The organism is Tessaracoccus bendigoensis DSM 12906 (assembly GCF_900141915.1).
Taxonomy (GTDB): domain Bacteria; phylum Actinomycetota; class Actinomycetes; order Propionibacteriales; family Propionibacteriaceae; genus Arachnia; species Arachnia bendigoensis.
Genome location: NZ_FQZG01000006.1, coordinates 96,691 through 110,574 on the forward strand (window position 1 = coordinate 96,691; position 13,884 = coordinate 110,574).

The window sequence follows — 13,884 nt, forward strand, 5'->3', positions numbered from 1 at the left end:
GCTGCGCACCGTGATACGCACGGCGCGCAGGCGAAGGAGGCCAGGAGTGGTGCGATTCACCCTCGAACTGCTCACCGGCCTCGCCGTCGCGGCGATCGTCACCGCGGCCGTCATGGTCACGATGTTCTACCTCGGCCCCTGGGCCGATCCACCTGGGATGGACAAACTCTGGTGGCTGCTGTCGACCGCAGCTGTCCTACTCGCGTCCTGGCGATGGTGGGCACGCCGACGAGCACCCTGAACCCGCGAGCATCACCCATCGCGGCAATTGCGGATGTTCCAGAGGTGGCTCAGGAGGCCTCTGAGAGGCGTTGCACGACGTACTGGTTGAGGCTGAGGTGCTCTTCGGCAGCTTGGATCGCGAGGCGGCGGTGCAGGCTTTCCCCGACACGGAGGTTGAACTTGCCCGAGTAGCTCCGCTCCGACAGCGGTTCGGGGACGGCCTCACTCTCCGCCGCCAAGTCGGCCACGGTGTCGGCGACCAGGTCAACCAGCCCCTGCAGGGCAGCTGGCTGGGAGTCGGCGAGCCACGACAGCGAGGGGAACTCGGCGCAGGTGGCGACGAACTCGTCGTCTTCGACCGACCACGTCACTCGGTAGGTATAACGGGACACGTCGGCCGTTTCGGTGTGGGACATCACTTCGCCTCCTTCTTGTCGATCGCGGCCAGCACCTGCCGCACCTGGTACGGCTTGGCCTGGCCATTGCTGTTCTGGATGTTCACCCGTGGATCACCGGGCCAAGGGGTCTTGAACACCGCGTGTGATCCGCCGGTTCTGCGGGGCGGACCGAAGTAGTGCTCGCAGACCTTGTGGAGGTCGTCGTAGCGCACGTTCTGTGGGTTCTTCCGCATCGCTGCCACGAGCTTGTCGACGGTCGCCACAGAGATATGGTACCGCGGGCAGTACCACCGTCAAGCCTATATCGGTCGATCTTCACCCATCCAGATCACACCACGAGCGGCAGATCCGAGTGTCTGGGGAGCAAGCAGGTAGCCGTCGGACTTCGCGTCCGGCAGGCTGTGTCTATGCTCGTGCGCTCCGTTGACCCCCGGGACCAGACGTGGGAGGTCACCCATCCCAGCTACCGCGTCATCTTCCACGATGCCCACGGGGCGGCAGAGGAACTCGAGATCACCGGAGCCGACGTCTCCGCGATTCTCGAGTGGGGAGAGGCTGAGCGCCGCGGCAGAACCTACGTGCTCTACGTCTGCGCGCCGGTCGACGGTCTGGGCCTTGTCCGACTTCAGGGCAGCGACCCCAATGAGCGGTAGAAAGCCCCTGGTCGCGGCATGAGCGCGCATGTCTGGCGCCGCCTATTGACCCTATGGGGATTGCAGGTCGGCGAAGAGTGGGTGGTTTAGGCGCCGCCTCAGGTGGCCTGTCTTGCTGGCATTCGGGGCCCGATCAGGGGCCAGTAGCGGGAAGCGCAGTAGGTTCCCTCTCCGGCGGACTGGAGTGTGAAATGCACTTCATCGTTGGGGCGGGAGGGCCATAACGAGGACCACGACGCTGCCGTGTTCGTCGGCGTCCAGGACAGTCGGCAGAATGAGCTGTCACGATGCGGCGAGGAGCGGGAACTACTGAGCATGAGACAGCTTCCCCCGCCGCAAGATCTGGAATGGCTTGAGAGCCTATTCAAGCTTTACTCGAAACGAGTCAGGGCCTTTGCGATCCGACGCGTGGGCCCGGATGCGGCCGACGATGTGGTCTCGGAGGTGTTCGGCATCGCCTGGAAGCGTCGCCCCAATGTCCCCGAGCCGGCTCTTCCCTGGCTGCTGCGCACTGCCCATCACGTCGTGTCCCACGAACGCCGGGGACTGGCTCGGCGCCTCAATCTCCGAGACGCAATCGCCGGGGCGCTGCCAGACACGCCCAAGGCGGGAGCCGACGCCTCCAGCCGGGTCCTGGCAGACAGTGTGCTCAGCGAGCTCTCCTCGACAGATGCCGAAATCCTCCGGCTGACGGCCTGGGAGGGGCTGACTCCAAGAGAGATCGCCGTGGTCCTGGACCTCAGCGATGCAGCTACTCGTACTCGACTCAAGCGTGCGAGGCAGCGCGCCCAACAACTACTCAATGACTCCGATCCAGCTCCCAGACTCGCCGTCGTCACCCCCCACCTTCAAGGAGAACCGTCATGACCGACATTGACACCCTGCTGAGGGCTGCTGACCCTGCTGCCGGTGTCCCTGACTACAGCGACGCCGAGCGCCGCCACATCCTGGTCAGGGCGATCGCGCCCACGACGCCGCCCAAGCGGCATGCGGGGTTGCGGATCGGCGCGGTGGCCGCGGCCATGGTGATGGTGACCGCCGTCGGCGTGAGCAACCTGGTCGGAACCGGCGCCACAGCCCGCGCCGATCAGATCCTGACCGAAGCTGCCATCAACGCAGTCGACCCGCCAGCGACGGCGGACCAATACTGGAAGATGACCGCGACTGCCGACTACGGCACCGGAGAGGTGTGCGGCGAGAGCTTCACCGAAACGCACTACCTCGCGGTGGATGGGAACCGACCCAGCTGGTACGTCGAGAGCTACGACACCACACCTGGCTGCCCGCCGCTGGGCGAGGACCGGATCTGGACCCTGCCCAAGAGCCCCAACGCCATGGTCGACAGCTGGCGTTGGCCGAGCCCCGCGTTCCTCGCTTCGCTCCCCCGCGACGCAGAGCAACTGCGCTCGCGGCTCTACGCAGACGCAGAGGGGATAGGGGCGCCCTCCACCGACGCCGGCGTGTTCGTCCTGATTGACTACGCGCTGACCTACGGAGCCCCCCCGGCCGACCTCCGCTCCGCCATGTTCGAGGTACTCAAGAACGTGCCAGGCATTTCGGTTGCCGACGAAATGGTCGTCGACGGCCGCGAGGTCGCTCTGTTCACCCTTGAAGGCGGTGAAGTCACTGAGATGCTGATGATCGACCCGGAAGCCGGGCAGCTGGTCGGCTTCCAGGGCGTGCAGAGTGAGCGCAAGGTCACCTACGAGCGCCTAGTGGTCGACACGGTTCCCGAGGAGGTTCGGGACGCCGCGGACGTGCTGGACTGCGAAGTCGGCTTTGACGACACGATCAACCCAGCGGGCGATCTCATTTGCCGCTGAGACGAGCCTCAAACTCGGTGAGGGCTACCCGGTCGGGACGGCCCTCACCCTCGCCCTGGGCAGAATCAAACTCCCCGCCCGCGGCAAAGTAGTGCGTTTGCCGAGTCAGGTCCCCGAGGCCATGTAGGCGGCCAGGATGTAGTTCGGGTGCCGGTCGAGATTGTTCCTGGCGCGGTCGTAGCGCATCGTCGTGCGTGGGTCCGCATGGCGGGCGGCGATCTGCACGTCGCGCAGGTCGACACCGGCATCGAGCATGGTGGTGACGAAGGTGTGGCGCAGCATGTGCGGATGCATCCGCGCCGTCGTCACCCCAGCAGTCTTCGCCAAGGCACGCAGGCGCCGCTTCGCGGAGTGGCGATCCATCCGGGTGCCTCGGCTGCAGCGCGGGATCGGCCCGCTGCTGCGGCCGTCGATTGCGCGTTCGATGGCTCGTTGGACCGCTGGTGGGAGTGGGGTTTGGACGACCTTGCCGCCCTTGCCACGGACCTTCAACACGCGGTGGCCGTGTTCCTCGCCGAGGTCTTCGATGTTCGCCCCACACGCCTCGAAGATCCGCAGACCGAGAAGGCCGAGCATGGCGACCAGGGCGAAGTCATTGACGTTCGTAGAGGCCTTCCCGGCAGCGAGCATGGCCTCGAACTGCAGGTGTGACAGGCCCAAGGTCGGTGACTCTGGCGGGACGTTGGGCCGGCGGACGTGCTCGGCGGGTGAAGGCGGGAATGATGCCGTCGATGGCGCAGGTCCGGTAGAACCCGGCTGCCACCGACAGTCGCCGGGAGATCGTCGAGGGCTTGAAGCCGCGGACTTCCTGCATCCAGCGCACGTAGAGCTCGATGTGGGCCCGCTCCGCCTGGAGTGGGTCGAGGTGGTGTTCGAGGCACCACCGGAGGTAGATGCGGAGGTCGGACTCGGTGTGGGTCCGGGTGAGGCCCTTGTAGCGGGCCAGGTGCGCCGCGACCGCGCGCAGGAGCGGATCGGAAGGGTTGGGGAACAAGCGCCAACGGCGGATGTGCTGACATCGACCGCTCCTTTCATCTGCCACCCCGCGGGCAGTTCTGTCGTGCAGGGTGAGGCATTGCCATGGAAGCAATTACTGTCTATATTCAGCATAGACAGAAAGGACGCTTGATGGCATTGCGAGTGGTGGTCTCGAACACTTCCGGGGCGCCGATCTATGACCAGATCAGCACCCAGGTCCAGACCGCGATCCTCCAGGGTGACGTCGAGGCAGGAGACCTGTTGCCGTCCATCCGTGCGCTCGCACGAGACCTGCGTGTCAGTGTCATCACGACCACCCGCGCCTACCAGGAACTGGTGGCGGCCGGATTCGTCGCGAACGTGCCCGGGAAGGGCTACTACGTCCTGCCACGCGACTCCGAGCTGGTGCGCGAACAGCTCTTGCGCGACGTGGAGGGGCACCTCGGCGCCGCATGGGCCACCGCCCGTCTCGCCGGGATCGACCGGTCCGAACTACACGCCTTGCTCGACACCCTCATCGACACCCCGGAGGAGTCATGACCGCACAGTCCACCGCCAGCCCCCTCGCCCTCGACGGCGTCGTGAAGCACTATCCGGGCTTCACCCTCCAGCTGAGCCTCGACGTACCCCGCGGGTTCGTGATGGGCTTGGTCGGCGCGAACGGCTCAGGCAAGACCACCACCATCAAGACAGCCCTCGGCCTCGTGCGACCCGACGCCGGCCAGACCCGTCTGGTGGACAAGACGCGACTCGGAGTGGTCCTCGACACCCCCGCCTACAACCCGACGTGGACCGTCACCCAGACCGGGCGACTCCTTTCCGGCTTCTACCCGTCCTGGGACGCCCAGCGCTTCGCCGCCCTCACCCAGGGCTGGGGCGTCCCCGGCAACCGCAAGGTCAAGGAACTCTCCCGCGGCATGGGAATGAAGCTCCAACTCGCCGTCGCCCTCAGCCACAGCGCAGAACTGCTCATCCTCGACGAGCCGACATCCGGCCTGGACCCGGCCGCCCGTGACGAACTGCTCGACGTCCTGTCGGAGTTCATGACCGCCGACGACCACAGCATCCTGTTCTCGAGCCACATCACCGCAGACATGGCACGGCTCGCCGACTACGTCACCATCCTCGACGCCGGCCGGGTCATCGCCTCCGACACGACCGACGACCTGCTCGCCGCCTACAGCCTGGCCGCCGGCGGCCCTGACGAGCTCACCCCGCAGGTCCGGGCCGTCGCGCATGGACTGCGCAGCCACAACACGGGCTGGGACGCGCTGATCCCCGCCGACGCGGCCCTGGCGCTGCCAACCGGGGTACAGCTCGAGACCCCCACCATCGACGACCTCGCCGTGCGACTCCCGAAAGGACCCGACCATGACTGAGCTTCGACCGCAGCTCGTCCTCGATGCGGCGCAGGTGTGGAACCCCCGCCAGGTCGCAGGCCTCGGTGGCTTCGCCGCCGTCTTCTTGGTGATCGGAGGCCGCCAGGATGGCCTCCAGATGGCCCTGCCCGTCTTGGGCATGATCGGGCTCCTTGCCGCTACTGGCCCCTTCCTAGCCGACCGGATCCACGGCCTCGACCAGCTCTACGGCCAGCTGCCCACCACCCGAACCACCGTCGTCCGGTCGCACTACCTGGTCGGCGTGATCGCCTTCCTCGGCGCCGCCGCCGTCACCACCCTCGCGGCCACGCTGATCAGCCCAAGCCCCCATGATGCAGTGGCACTCGCGCTGGTCAGCATCGCCGCCACTGCAGCTGTCACCGCGATCGCCATCCCTGCGATCGTCCGGTTCGGCCAACAGGCCCTGTTGTTCGTCACCTTCGGACTGGCCGCGCTCGGTGCCCTGGCAGTGAAGGCGATCCCCTCAGTGCAAGCCCGACTTGTGTCACTGGCCACCGGCGCACAGGGCAACCCCACCGCAACGGCCGCCACAGGACTCACAGTCCTGTGCCTGCTGTGGGCGGCGTCCTACCTTGTCACCCACCGCATCTACAGCCGGCGGGACTTCTGATCCCCGCCAAGAAGAGTTGGAGAACCCATGTCTCGTGAACCCGACCCCAGCCGCCGGCGCATCGGCCTACTCATAGGAGCCGCTGCCTTCACCATCGGCGGGATCGGTTCCCTAGCCCACTCCCAGACAGCCACTGGCGTCATGTTCCTGCTACTCGCACTGATCTTCTCGGTGGTCGCGCTCCGCGAGCGGTAACCCCGACGACAGGACGCCCGCACCGCCAAGTGTGCGCGAGGCGCCGTCCGCGCCGCGGCATGACAGGACGTGGCGTGCCACCGACGAGCAGGTCAACCAAACTGTCGGCATGGCCATTGATCCCGAGCTGTACTTCGAGCTCAGCCCAGACGAGCTCCGCGAGGTCACCCGTTTCGCCGCGTGCCAGTGCCGTGTGGAGCTCTGCCAGCATGGCGCCGGCGGCGAACACTTCGGCGGGCTCATTCACGTCCAGCAGGTGGCCGGGCAGGACTTGTTGGAGCCCGACGCTGACACCGTCACGCGCGACCTGCAGCCGCCGTCCACAGCGCGAACTGGAGCCGAGACCGGCAGCCGCTCGCGCCGCAGCCAGTCCGTGACCGCGGCCAAGGCTTCGAGGCCCGCAAAGCGGTCCTTGTTCACTGACCACTTCAGGATGAGCCGGTCACCGTCGAAGGTCTGCAGCCAAGCCAGCGCGTTGCTGTCGCTCATCACGATCTTGTCGCAGCTCGCCATCTGCCTGCCGAAGTCCTGGGACAGGACGCTCCCGAGCCACGCCGCTGCGCCGGGAGCTCCGTCGTGGCCGAACCGCTCACGCAGGACCACGGCAGCATCGTGTGGCTCCCACAGCATCACCAACGAAGTCATGCACCGAACTCAATCACAGTCCGGTAGAGCGCAGGCCTTTCCGCGTAAAGCAGCGGACGTCAAGCACCCATCGCATCCGGACCTCCAGGGGCGACACCGCGCTCGCGACGTCGCCTCAGCTACCGTTTGGGCATGGGCATGGGCCTGGTCGCCAGGAGGAAGTCCGATCTGCTGGGCGAGGTTTGTATGCACTGCCGGTTGACGGTGGCCCCCGGGCAGGGGAGCATGAGCGGGTGAGTACCCCCACCACCCCAGGTATCCGGCGTCAGCGCATCCGTCGACGTGTGAAGGTCATCGTGGCCACATTCCTCGTCCTGCTTCTGCTGGCGGGTGCCGCGGTCTGGAAGTTTGGTCCGCGTTATGGCGTGTACCTGGTGCCTCCGAGCCCTGCGGCCTATGCCGATGCCGCGCTGGGCATCATGGATGGCGGGTACTACACGACTGGTGAGAGCTGGCGCACGGCCCGGGCACAGGCCGTCGCGGACACGCGGGACGCGAAGTCCTATGCGGAGACCATCCCGGCGCTGCGCAGGGCGGTGGTCGTCGCGGGCGGTCACCACAGCAAGGTGATGGATTCGGGCAAGGGCCTGGATGAGGCGATGCCGCAACGGCCGTTGCCGACGCTGCGCAGCGCCGGAGGGATCACCACGGTGGTGGTGCCGGAGCAGGCGGTGTCGGACAAGGCCTTCAAACAGACCTACGCGGACACGTTGGCGAACGGGATTGCCTCGTCGCGCACGGCCACGACCTGCGGTTGGATCGTGGACCTGCGCCACAATCATGGCGGTGACATGGGCCCCATGCTCGCAGGACTGTCGGCCTTGTTGCCCGACGGCAACCTCGTGGGCTTCAAGGACCGCTCTGGCACCGTGGTGTGGGAGACCTTGGAGGGCGGCACAGTGTCCCAGGGCGGTCAGGTCTCGATGGCCGTCGCCGATGCCGCGAAGCTCTCCCAGCCGATCGCGGTGCTGCAGGGCCCGGACAATGGCAGTTCGGGGGAGGCGACGGTGCTGGCCTTCCGCGGCCTGGGTCATGCGCGCAGCTTCGGTGCGCCGACGGCCGGCTACTCGTCGGCCAACCAGGTCAGGAGCCTGTACGACGGCACCCAGATCCTCATCACCACGGCAGTCGACGTGGACCGTACTGGCAAGACCTGGAACGGCGGTCCGGTACCACCCGAACAGTCCGCCGACGTGGACACTGCCCACAAGACCGCAGCGACCTGGCTCAACACACAGTGCCACCGCTGACCGTGCGTATGTGCTGAGGCGTGGGGTCACCCATACCGTCTAGAGGAAGCCCCTGGCGGTCGCGAGGATGCTGTTGGCAAGACACGCGATGAGGAAGCCGCGCCATCCGCCGCGCCGGGACAGGGCACCGTCCCCTCCGCGCCACAGCTCCCGGGCCGCGAACCAGAGGACGCCAGGGTCCGCCCCCGCGCCCGCTCACTGTGATAGCCCGGGTGCCACACCACGCCAGTGACACGCTCACGGTCATCACGGACACCGCCGTCAATGCCGACCTGGATCTCCAGGTGGTACTGGTTCACCGCCGCCTCCAACTCAGCCGCGTTGTCGAAGGCAGCCACCACGACGTCTCGACGCTGCCGCCTCTCCGGGTCGAAGCGGTAGTGATGAATGACCCATCGCCAGATCGTGTCATCCATCGGATCCACCTCGGCCACCCCGCTCACCCCCATGCTTCCGCAACAGTCAATCGATCCAACACACAGGCCCACAGTGGCCCTGGAAGCCCCACCAGTCAACGATCGCCGGGCCAGCGCGGGACCACTACGCGCCCACGCGGCGCGGCCGCGGAAGGTCCCCGCCGCTCTCCGCCATGAGCGCGCGGTAGAAGAGTGCCCAGTGCTGCTGCGCCTCGCGGCAAATGCGCGCATTCTGCAGGGGTCTCAGTTCGCGAGGAAAATGTCGTGCTCCGCGCACTCCGCGGGGACCGTGACACCGCCCGCGAGGAAGTCGCCTGCCTCAACTTTTCGCGACGAATGCTCCAGAGCGAAACCTCCAGCGACAAGCACCTCGTCGCCAAGACGGTAAGTCCCCACGCTGGGGATCCGGATCGTCAACGGCTGGTCCTGGACAACCTGAGTACCGTGCGGCCACACGATGACCGAGCCACCCGCTCCGAGGCAACCGCCAACCACCTCCAGCGTCCCTCCACCTTGAGCGGCCATTCCACCGTCGGCGCGTTCCGACACCAAGACGGAGACGTCACCGGACTGGACGACCTCCCCTTGCCCACCGCACGCCGAGAGGCCAGGCACCATCAGAACCGTCAGCCCCACAAGCCCCACCCTCGCCAGACATCTCACATCCTGCCCCCCGTTCATGCGACCGCCTCTACGCTCAGTATGCCGCTGCATGAGTCCACGAACCGGCCTCCCTTGAGCGTCCGCGGCGCGGCAGAAGAGGATGTTCGGAGTCAGTAGCCTCCGACCATGCCGCCCGGACGCCGTCAACCCGACTGTGGCATGGACCTCGGGCCTGAGGCTGGTGACTTCCCGGCCAGGGCCGCAATAGATGACGTCATGTCCCGGACGAAGGCATCCAGAACGGGAGGAGCGACTCGCTCCAGGGACAGGTACGGGTTGAGGTCCTCAAGCTCGACGAGGAGGAGGCCGCCGTCCCGTGTGCGGCAGGCGTCCACGCGCTGGATCCCGTGCTCGATGTCGTTCCAGTCGATGAACCGCTGCGCGAAGGACAGATCGGCCTGGGTCGGTTCGTAGGGTTCGAGCAACCATCGCTGCTCTGCATGGGGCGCGTAGAGCGCATACTCGAAGGTGCGGTCGACGAAGTAGAACGACACCTCGTAGTCGAAGTCGACGCGAGGCTGCACCAGCAGTTCCTCGAAGCTCAGCCCTCGCAACTGGTCGGGTTCGACGAACTGTAGACCGACCGAATCAGCGCCGTACTTGGGCTTTGCCACGTACTGGACCACCGGCGGCAACTGGTCGAGGTCCTGGAGCCGTTCGACCGTGGGAATGACCGGATAGCCGGCGCGGTACAGGTCGGGCAGGTACTGCTTCCCGATCATGTCGGCCTTGCCCGTCAGTTCGTTGAACACCCGGATACCGGCCTGCAGGGCGCGGCTGCGGAACTCGTCGTGGTGCCCTTGATAGTGGATGACGGGGCCGCTGTTGCGAACGACGACCACGTCGAAGGAGTCCATGAAGACGACCGCGTCCTTGGGGTGGCACAGGGCGATGTCGAAGTCAGAGCGAAGGCGATCGGACAAGAACACGTCCTCGTCGCCATAGCGACGCCCCCGCGCCTGGTACGCCAGATCAGTCACGTACAAGACGCGGATCCTGTGCGGCGACAGTGATTCGCCGTCGTGGTCAGTCATGGCTGCAGTCTCACCAACCCACGCGAAAAAGTCCAAGACGCCGGGCGTTGCGCCGATCGGATCGCGCTCACGCGCGAGGAGAGGTCGCCTGACCACCACGCGGAACCCAAGCACGCCATAGGGAGGCTCAGGCGCCTCGCCCCCCACGAGCGCACAGGTCGCGGCAATAGCGGATGTTCGCAGCCAGGCTCTGCATGCTCAAGCGGGTGACAAGTCACCGCCGTAACAGGGACGCCTCCGGAACGGCCACTTTACTGTCGCCCCTAATAATTCTTTGGGAGCCAAACGAGGCCTGATCGCTCGGAGACCTCGCGCGCTGTCGGACCGCAATGGGAGGATTGGTCATGTAGAGAGGAGCTCAGCGTGGACGCCGATATCGTGCTCACTGTCGACGACGGTCAGTCTGCCGACGCGGCACGCTTCTTCGCGGCCGGGGTGCACCTGCTGGAACTGCTGGACGATCTGTCCGACACCGCCGATGTCCAGTGGAAGGTCGCAGACCTGAAGCTCGGCTCCGCGGTCTCCGCTCTAGCTGCTGAGGGCGAGCACCGCACCGAGGGCATCGACGCGGCCCGCGCGGCGGTCACCGGGCTGGCCCGAATCCGCGACGGCAACGGGATGCCGGCCGATTGGACCCCGAACGCCGTCGCGCACGCCAAGGACATGGTCAGAAGGGCCGGCGACCGCTCCAAGGTCGAAGCGGCCAGCAACGTGGTCTGGCTCGACCGGCGGCTGCGTAACGGGCTTGACGAGATCTCCCCGTGGGTGCGCGAGTTCTACGGCTCTGTGCGCGGCCAGATGACCGGCGTCAACGTCACACGCGGCAACCGAGCCTCCATCAAACCCCAGGGCGGGGGCAGGGTCGTACACGTCGGGTTCCCGACGCAGCTAGCCCAGAAGATGCGCGACGGCCTGCTGGAGTTCGTCGAGGTCGAAGGGACGCTCCGACAGAACGAAGACGGCCGGACCTACTACATCACCGCCGATGACGTCCGTGTCGTCGAGGAGCCCACGCTGACGTGGCGCGAGCTGCGGGGATACATGCCCGAGATCACCGAGGGCATGACGGTCGCGGACTACCTGGAGGCCATCCGTGGCCAAGACTGATGTCAAGCGTGTCCTGATGGACTCAAGCGCCCTCCTCGCCTGGATCAACGGCGAGCCGGCGGCCGGGCGCATCACCGGTCTGCTCGATATGATCGACCGCGGGGAAGCCGAGCTGGTCGCGTCGGTCATCGTGCTGGCCGAGGTGTACAAGAAGTCGAACGCCGTCTCGCAACGCGAGCGAGAGCTCCAGGACGCCAAGCTGGCCGCCATCCGGGCGAAGCTGGAATCGCGCGACGTGCTGCTGCTGGACGTAACGGTGCCGGTCGCACGCAAGGCAACCGACTACCGAGGCACGCACGGGATGAAGCTTCCTGACGCGACGCATTTGGCTACCGCCGTACTCAACCGATGCGACTGGCTGGTGACACTGGATCGCGACTTCCCACAAATCGACGGCCTGCGGGTGTTCCGCATGAAGGAGCTGCTCTCCTCCATCGAGCTGCCCTGGGACACGGCAGTCCAGCAGACGTTCTTCGCGGCCGACGACAACGTGGCTTGGTTGACTGCCCGCCCCGCTGAGCGTTGACCGCGATCATCCGGCCTCGGAGCCTCCGGCTGCACGCAAGGGCTTCCTATTCGCGCACCGCTAGTTTAACCATGATCCAACCTGACTCGATGCCCACGAGCTTGACCACTGCGGCATGAGCGGTACTTCAAACGCCGCAGCCAACCGCTGGCCAAGCTAGGCTCCGGGCATGCTGACAAGGGTCCAGAGCGGATCGATCGTCGCTTCCGTCGCCGTGCTGGTCATCGGGGTGGGCTGTAGCGGCGCGGGCGTCATGTTGCCGACCGGGTACGAGAATCTCCCGCCATGCGAGGTCCGCCAGTATGTGGTTGAACGATTGCCCGAGGTCGGTGAGCCGGGCTGCAATATGGAGGGCTCGACGCTTCTCTTTCCGGACGGCACGGTGATTGCGATCGAGGAGGTTGGAACCAGTTTCGTGAGGCAGGTCGAGGCTCCACACGGGCCCGAGTTTCATTCCTTGAATTGGGGCGTCCCGGGAGTGGGTGCTGCCTTCATCGAAGATGGTTCTGTTCAAGGAGTCTGGGCGACCAGCGCCAAGGCGCTGGATCTACATCGACAGCAACTCCGTGTCGACGGCTATTGAGTGCGGGCATACAACTGAGCGCGGCAGATCCGTGTGTCCAGCGTTACGGTCGTGGCAGCGAGGCTATTGTGCGAGCATGCATGAAGAGGTCCGCCCCTCTTGGGCGACTCCCCTCGTGGTGCTTGTCGCGCTATGGGGTCTGGCCCTCATCGTCCTGACGGCCTTTCTGATCGCGATGTCGCTGATCGGTCAGCCGTTTAGTTCATCGGCGCTCATCGCTAGCGTGGCTGTCGGCTTCGGCGCATTCGTGACGCTATTCCCCGTCCTGCAGTGGCTTCGAAAGCTGGGCAACCAGCAGCTACGCAACACTGTCTTGCCCGGAGTCATCACGATGGTGGCTGCCGGTGCTTGGCTGATGTACTTACTGCTTCAGCCATCAACCGGCTTCTAGCATTGCCCAACCACGACCTGCAGGACAGACTCATGGCGGCATGTGCGCGCGTTTAATAGAGTGCATGTCCGCTCAGGGTTCGGAGCGGAGATGTTGTTGGAGAACGGTGGCTTCAGCCTCGGCCAAGCCACGGGAGATAATCGCCGCCGCGGCACTGGCTGCCATCGCAGTTGGCGCCAACAGCGCAATCCACCCGAGACTCCCGAAGGCCCAGAACCCGAGTAGAGGCACGACCGTCCCCGCGATCAAGAATCCAACCGCGAGCCACGAGGGCGGGCCCCTGCGCACACTCAAGACGAGCAGGAAGAACCCCGCTATCCCTGCCAACAGCGCAAGCGGCGCATCGAAACGAGCTACGCCGAAAAGAAGTGGGTCGAACCACGAGTGCCTCGTTACCGTCGGCTCGAGTCCGAGTGCGGGGTCAACGCCCCACCGCAGTTCCATCGTCGGGAGAAGCATCACCACGACGCCCCCTGCCGCGACGATTAGGGAGGCCATGCCCAGCCAGCGCTTCATCGTAGGATCATCTCAGAACGCCGCACCCACCGGGACGGACCCCGCACTGCATAGAATGGGTATGCGGCAGTTCCGGACGTCCGTAGATCGGCACGGCTGCGGCAGATCCGCGCTTTTCCAGATTATCCGGCGGGGCTGGATCGCCCCCTGGAGCCTGAATCCGTGGACCGGTGGGTGGTGGTGCGGCGGGTCGGAGTGTGAGAGTGCCTTCTGAGTAGGGATAATCGGGAGTGTTGACGTCCTGATCTACCGCACACAAAAGGCACTGATAGTGAAGCTACACCATGTTTGGAGCAAGGCCACCCCGATCTTCGATGATGAGAACCTGATCTCGTGTGCTGGGTTGGTGCCGGTGGTGAGTTTGGCGGAGCAAACAGGCTTGTCAGAACTGGTTGCCGAGAAGGTACGGTTCAAGACCTGCCGGGTGAAATCGGCCGGGTCGAACCCGGCTGGGAAGGTCGGCTCCATTGTTGC

The 13,884-nt window shown here is 65.8% G+C and carries 21 protein-coding genes; 13 read left to right on the forward strand and 8 right to left on the reverse strand.

Annotated elements, in window-relative coordinates:
- The first annotated feature begins 46 nt into the window (after positions 1 to 46).
- Positions 47 to 241: a hypothetical protein gene (locus tag BUC15_RS02015; RefSeq protein WP_073185893.1), complete on the forward strand. Its 195-nt coding sequence runs from the start codon at positions 47 to 49 to the stop codon at positions 239 to 241.
- A 49-nt stretch (positions 242 to 290) separates the two neighbouring features.
- Here the strand turns inward: BUC15_RS02015 and BUC15_RS02020 are convergent, their stop codons facing one another.
- Both BUC15_RS02020 and BUC15_RS02025 read right to left on the reverse strand, forming a co-directional pair.
- On the reverse strand, positions 291 to 638 hold the full coding sequence (locus tag BUC15_RS02020) for a type II toxin-antitoxin system HicB family antitoxin (RefSeq protein WP_073185894.1): 348 nt from the start codon (positions 636 to 638) through the stop codon (positions 291 to 293).
- Positions 638 to 883, reverse strand: a complete 246-nt coding sequence (locus BUC15_RS02025) for a toxin HicA (RefSeq protein ID WP_073185895.1) — start codon at positions 881 to 883, stop codon at positions 638 to 640. Before BUC15_RS02025 ends, BUC15_RS02020 begins: the two co-directional genes overlap by 1 nt.
- Before the next feature lie 144 nt (positions 884 to 1,027).
- On the opposite strand from BUC15_RS02025, the gene BUC15_RS02030 reads away from it, so the two are divergent.
- The 3 genes from BUC15_RS02030 (at position 1,028) to BUC15_RS02040 (ending at position 3,096) form a co-directional block, all read left to right on the forward strand.
- The gene (locus tag BUC15_RS02030; protein WP_073185896.1) at positions 1,028 to 1,273 is read left to right on the forward strand and encodes a hypothetical protein; all 246 of its coding nucleotides are present in this window, start codon (positions 1,028 to 1,030) and stop codon (positions 1,271 to 1,273) included.
- Positions 1,274 to 1,588: 315 nt separating this feature from the next.
- Positions 1,589 to 2,140: an RNA polymerase sigma factor gene (locus tag BUC15_RS02035; RefSeq protein ID WP_073185917.1), complete on the forward strand. Its 552-nt coding sequence runs from the start codon at positions 1,589 to 1,591 to the stop codon at positions 2,138 to 2,140.
- A complete protein-coding gene (locus BUC15_RS02040) occupies positions 2,137 to 3,096 on the forward strand; it encodes a hypothetical protein (RefSeq protein WP_073185897.1) in 960 nt (319 codons plus the stop codon). Before BUC15_RS02035 ends, BUC15_RS02040 begins: the two co-directional genes overlap by 4 nt.
- Positions 3,097 to 3,201: 105 nt before the next feature.
- On the opposite strand, the gene BUC15_RS20195 is transcribed toward BUC15_RS02040, so the two are convergent.
- Together BUC15_RS20195 and BUC15_RS20200 are read right to left on the reverse strand one after the other, a co-directional pair.
- Positions 3,202 to 3,756 (reverse strand): tyrosine-type recombinase/integrase, encoded by a 555-nt coding sequence (locus tag BUC15_RS20195; protein ID WP_217652077.1) that lies wholly within the window; start codon positions 3,754 to 3,756, stop codon positions 3,202 to 3,204.
- Positions 3,689 to 4,090, reverse strand: coding sequence for a site-specific integrase (locus tag BUC15_RS20200; RefSeq protein WP_217652078.1), 402 nt, complete (start codon positions 4,088 to 4,090; stop codon positions 3,689 to 3,691). Before BUC15_RS20200 ends, BUC15_RS20195 begins: the two co-directional genes overlap by 68 nt.
- Before the next feature lie 134 nt (positions 4,091 to 4,224).
- On the opposite strand from BUC15_RS20200, the gene BUC15_RS02050 reads away from it, so the two are divergent.
- The 4 genes from BUC15_RS02050 to BUC15_RS19760 are packed head-to-tail and all read left to right on the forward strand — an operon-like array spanning position 4,225 to position 6,279.
- Positions 4,225 to 4,614: a GntR family transcriptional regulator gene (locus BUC15_RS02050; RefSeq protein ID WP_073185898.1), complete on the forward strand. Its 390-nt coding sequence runs from the start codon at positions 4,225 to 4,227 to the stop codon at positions 4,612 to 4,614.
- Positions 4,611 to 5,453 (forward strand): ABC transporter ATP-binding protein, encoded by an 843-nt coding sequence (locus tag BUC15_RS02055; RefSeq protein WP_073185899.1) that lies wholly within the window; start codon positions 4,611 to 4,613, stop codon positions 5,451 to 5,453. Before BUC15_RS02050 ends, BUC15_RS02055 begins: the two co-directional genes overlap by 4 nt.
- On the forward strand, positions 5,446 to 6,084 hold the full coding sequence (locus BUC15_RS02060) for an ABC-2 transporter permease (protein ID WP_073185900.1): 639 nt from the start codon (positions 5,446 to 5,448) through the stop codon (positions 6,082 to 6,084). The genes BUC15_RS02055 and BUC15_RS02060 overlap by 8 nt, the downstream gene beginning before the upstream one ends.
- Positions 6,085 to 6,111: 27 nt before the next feature.
- The gene (locus tag BUC15_RS19760; protein WP_175558220.1) at positions 6,112 to 6,279 is read left to right on the forward strand and encodes a hypothetical protein; all 168 of its coding nucleotides are present in this window, start codon (positions 6,112 to 6,114) and stop codon (positions 6,277 to 6,279) included.
- 243 nt (positions 6,280 to 6,522) lie between these two features.
- On the opposite strand, the gene BUC15_RS02065 is transcribed toward BUC15_RS19760, so the two are convergent.
- Entirely contained in the window at positions 6,523 to 6,924 is a 402-nt protein-coding gene (locus BUC15_RS02065; RefSeq protein ID WP_073185901.1) for a hypothetical protein, read from the reverse strand.
- A gap of 233 nt (positions 6,925 to 7,157) precedes the next feature.
- On the opposite strand from BUC15_RS02065, the gene BUC15_RS02070 reads away from it, so the two are divergent.
- The gene (locus tag BUC15_RS02070) at positions 7,158 to 8,174 is read left to right on the forward strand and encodes a S41 family peptidase (RefSeq protein WP_139280055.1); all 1,017 of its coding nucleotides are present in this window, start codon (positions 7,158 to 7,160) and stop codon (positions 8,172 to 8,174) included.
- 659 nt (positions 8,175 to 8,833) lie between these two features.
- Here BUC15_RS02070 and BUC15_RS02080 read toward each other — a convergent pair.
- Both BUC15_RS02080 and BUC15_RS02085 read right to left on the reverse strand, forming a co-directional pair.
- Entirely contained in the window at positions 8,834 to 9,271 is a 438-nt protein-coding gene (locus tag BUC15_RS02080; RefSeq protein ID WP_073185903.1) for a hypothetical protein, read from the reverse strand.
- A gap of 125 nt (positions 9,272 to 9,396) precedes the next feature.
- Entirely contained in the window at positions 9,397 to 10,287 is an 891-nt protein-coding gene (locus BUC15_RS02085; protein ID WP_073185904.1) for an ATP-grasp domain-containing protein, read from the reverse strand.
- Between the two features lie 363 nt (positions 10,288 to 10,650).
- Here BUC15_RS02085 and BUC15_RS02090 point away from each other — a divergent pair, with 363 nt between their 5' ends.
- The 4 genes from BUC15_RS02090 to BUC15_RS02105 all read left to right on the forward strand — a co-directional run bounded on the left by BUC15_RS02090 (position 10,651) and on the right by BUC15_RS02105 (position 12,894).
- The gene (locus BUC15_RS02090; protein WP_073185905.1) at positions 10,651 to 11,394 is read left to right on the forward strand and encodes a hypothetical protein; all 744 of its coding nucleotides are present in this window, start codon (positions 10,651 to 10,653) and stop codon (positions 11,392 to 11,394) included.
- Entirely contained in the window at positions 11,381 to 11,920 is a 540-nt protein-coding gene (locus BUC15_RS02095; protein ID WP_040283213.1) for a type II toxin-antitoxin system VapC family toxin, read from the forward strand. Before BUC15_RS02090 ends, BUC15_RS02095 begins: the two co-directional genes overlap by 14 nt.
- Before the next feature lie 169 nt (positions 11,921 to 12,089).
- Positions 12,090 to 12,503, forward strand: a complete 414-nt coding sequence (locus tag BUC15_RS02100) for a hypothetical protein (protein WP_073185906.1) — start codon at positions 12,090 to 12,092, stop codon at positions 12,501 to 12,503.
- A 76-nt stretch (positions 12,504 to 12,579) separates the two neighbouring features.
- A complete protein-coding gene (locus tag BUC15_RS02105) occupies positions 12,580 to 12,894 on the forward strand; it encodes a hypothetical protein (protein WP_073185907.1) in 315 nt (104 codons plus the stop codon).
- Between the two features lie 72 nt (positions 12,895 to 12,966).
- Here the strand turns inward: BUC15_RS02105 and BUC15_RS02110 are convergent, their stop codons facing one another.
- Entirely contained in the window at positions 12,967 to 13,410 is a 444-nt protein-coding gene (locus BUC15_RS02110; RefSeq protein ID WP_073185908.1) for a hypothetical protein, read from the reverse strand.
- Between the last annotated feature and the right edge of the window lie 474 nt (positions 13,411 to 13,884).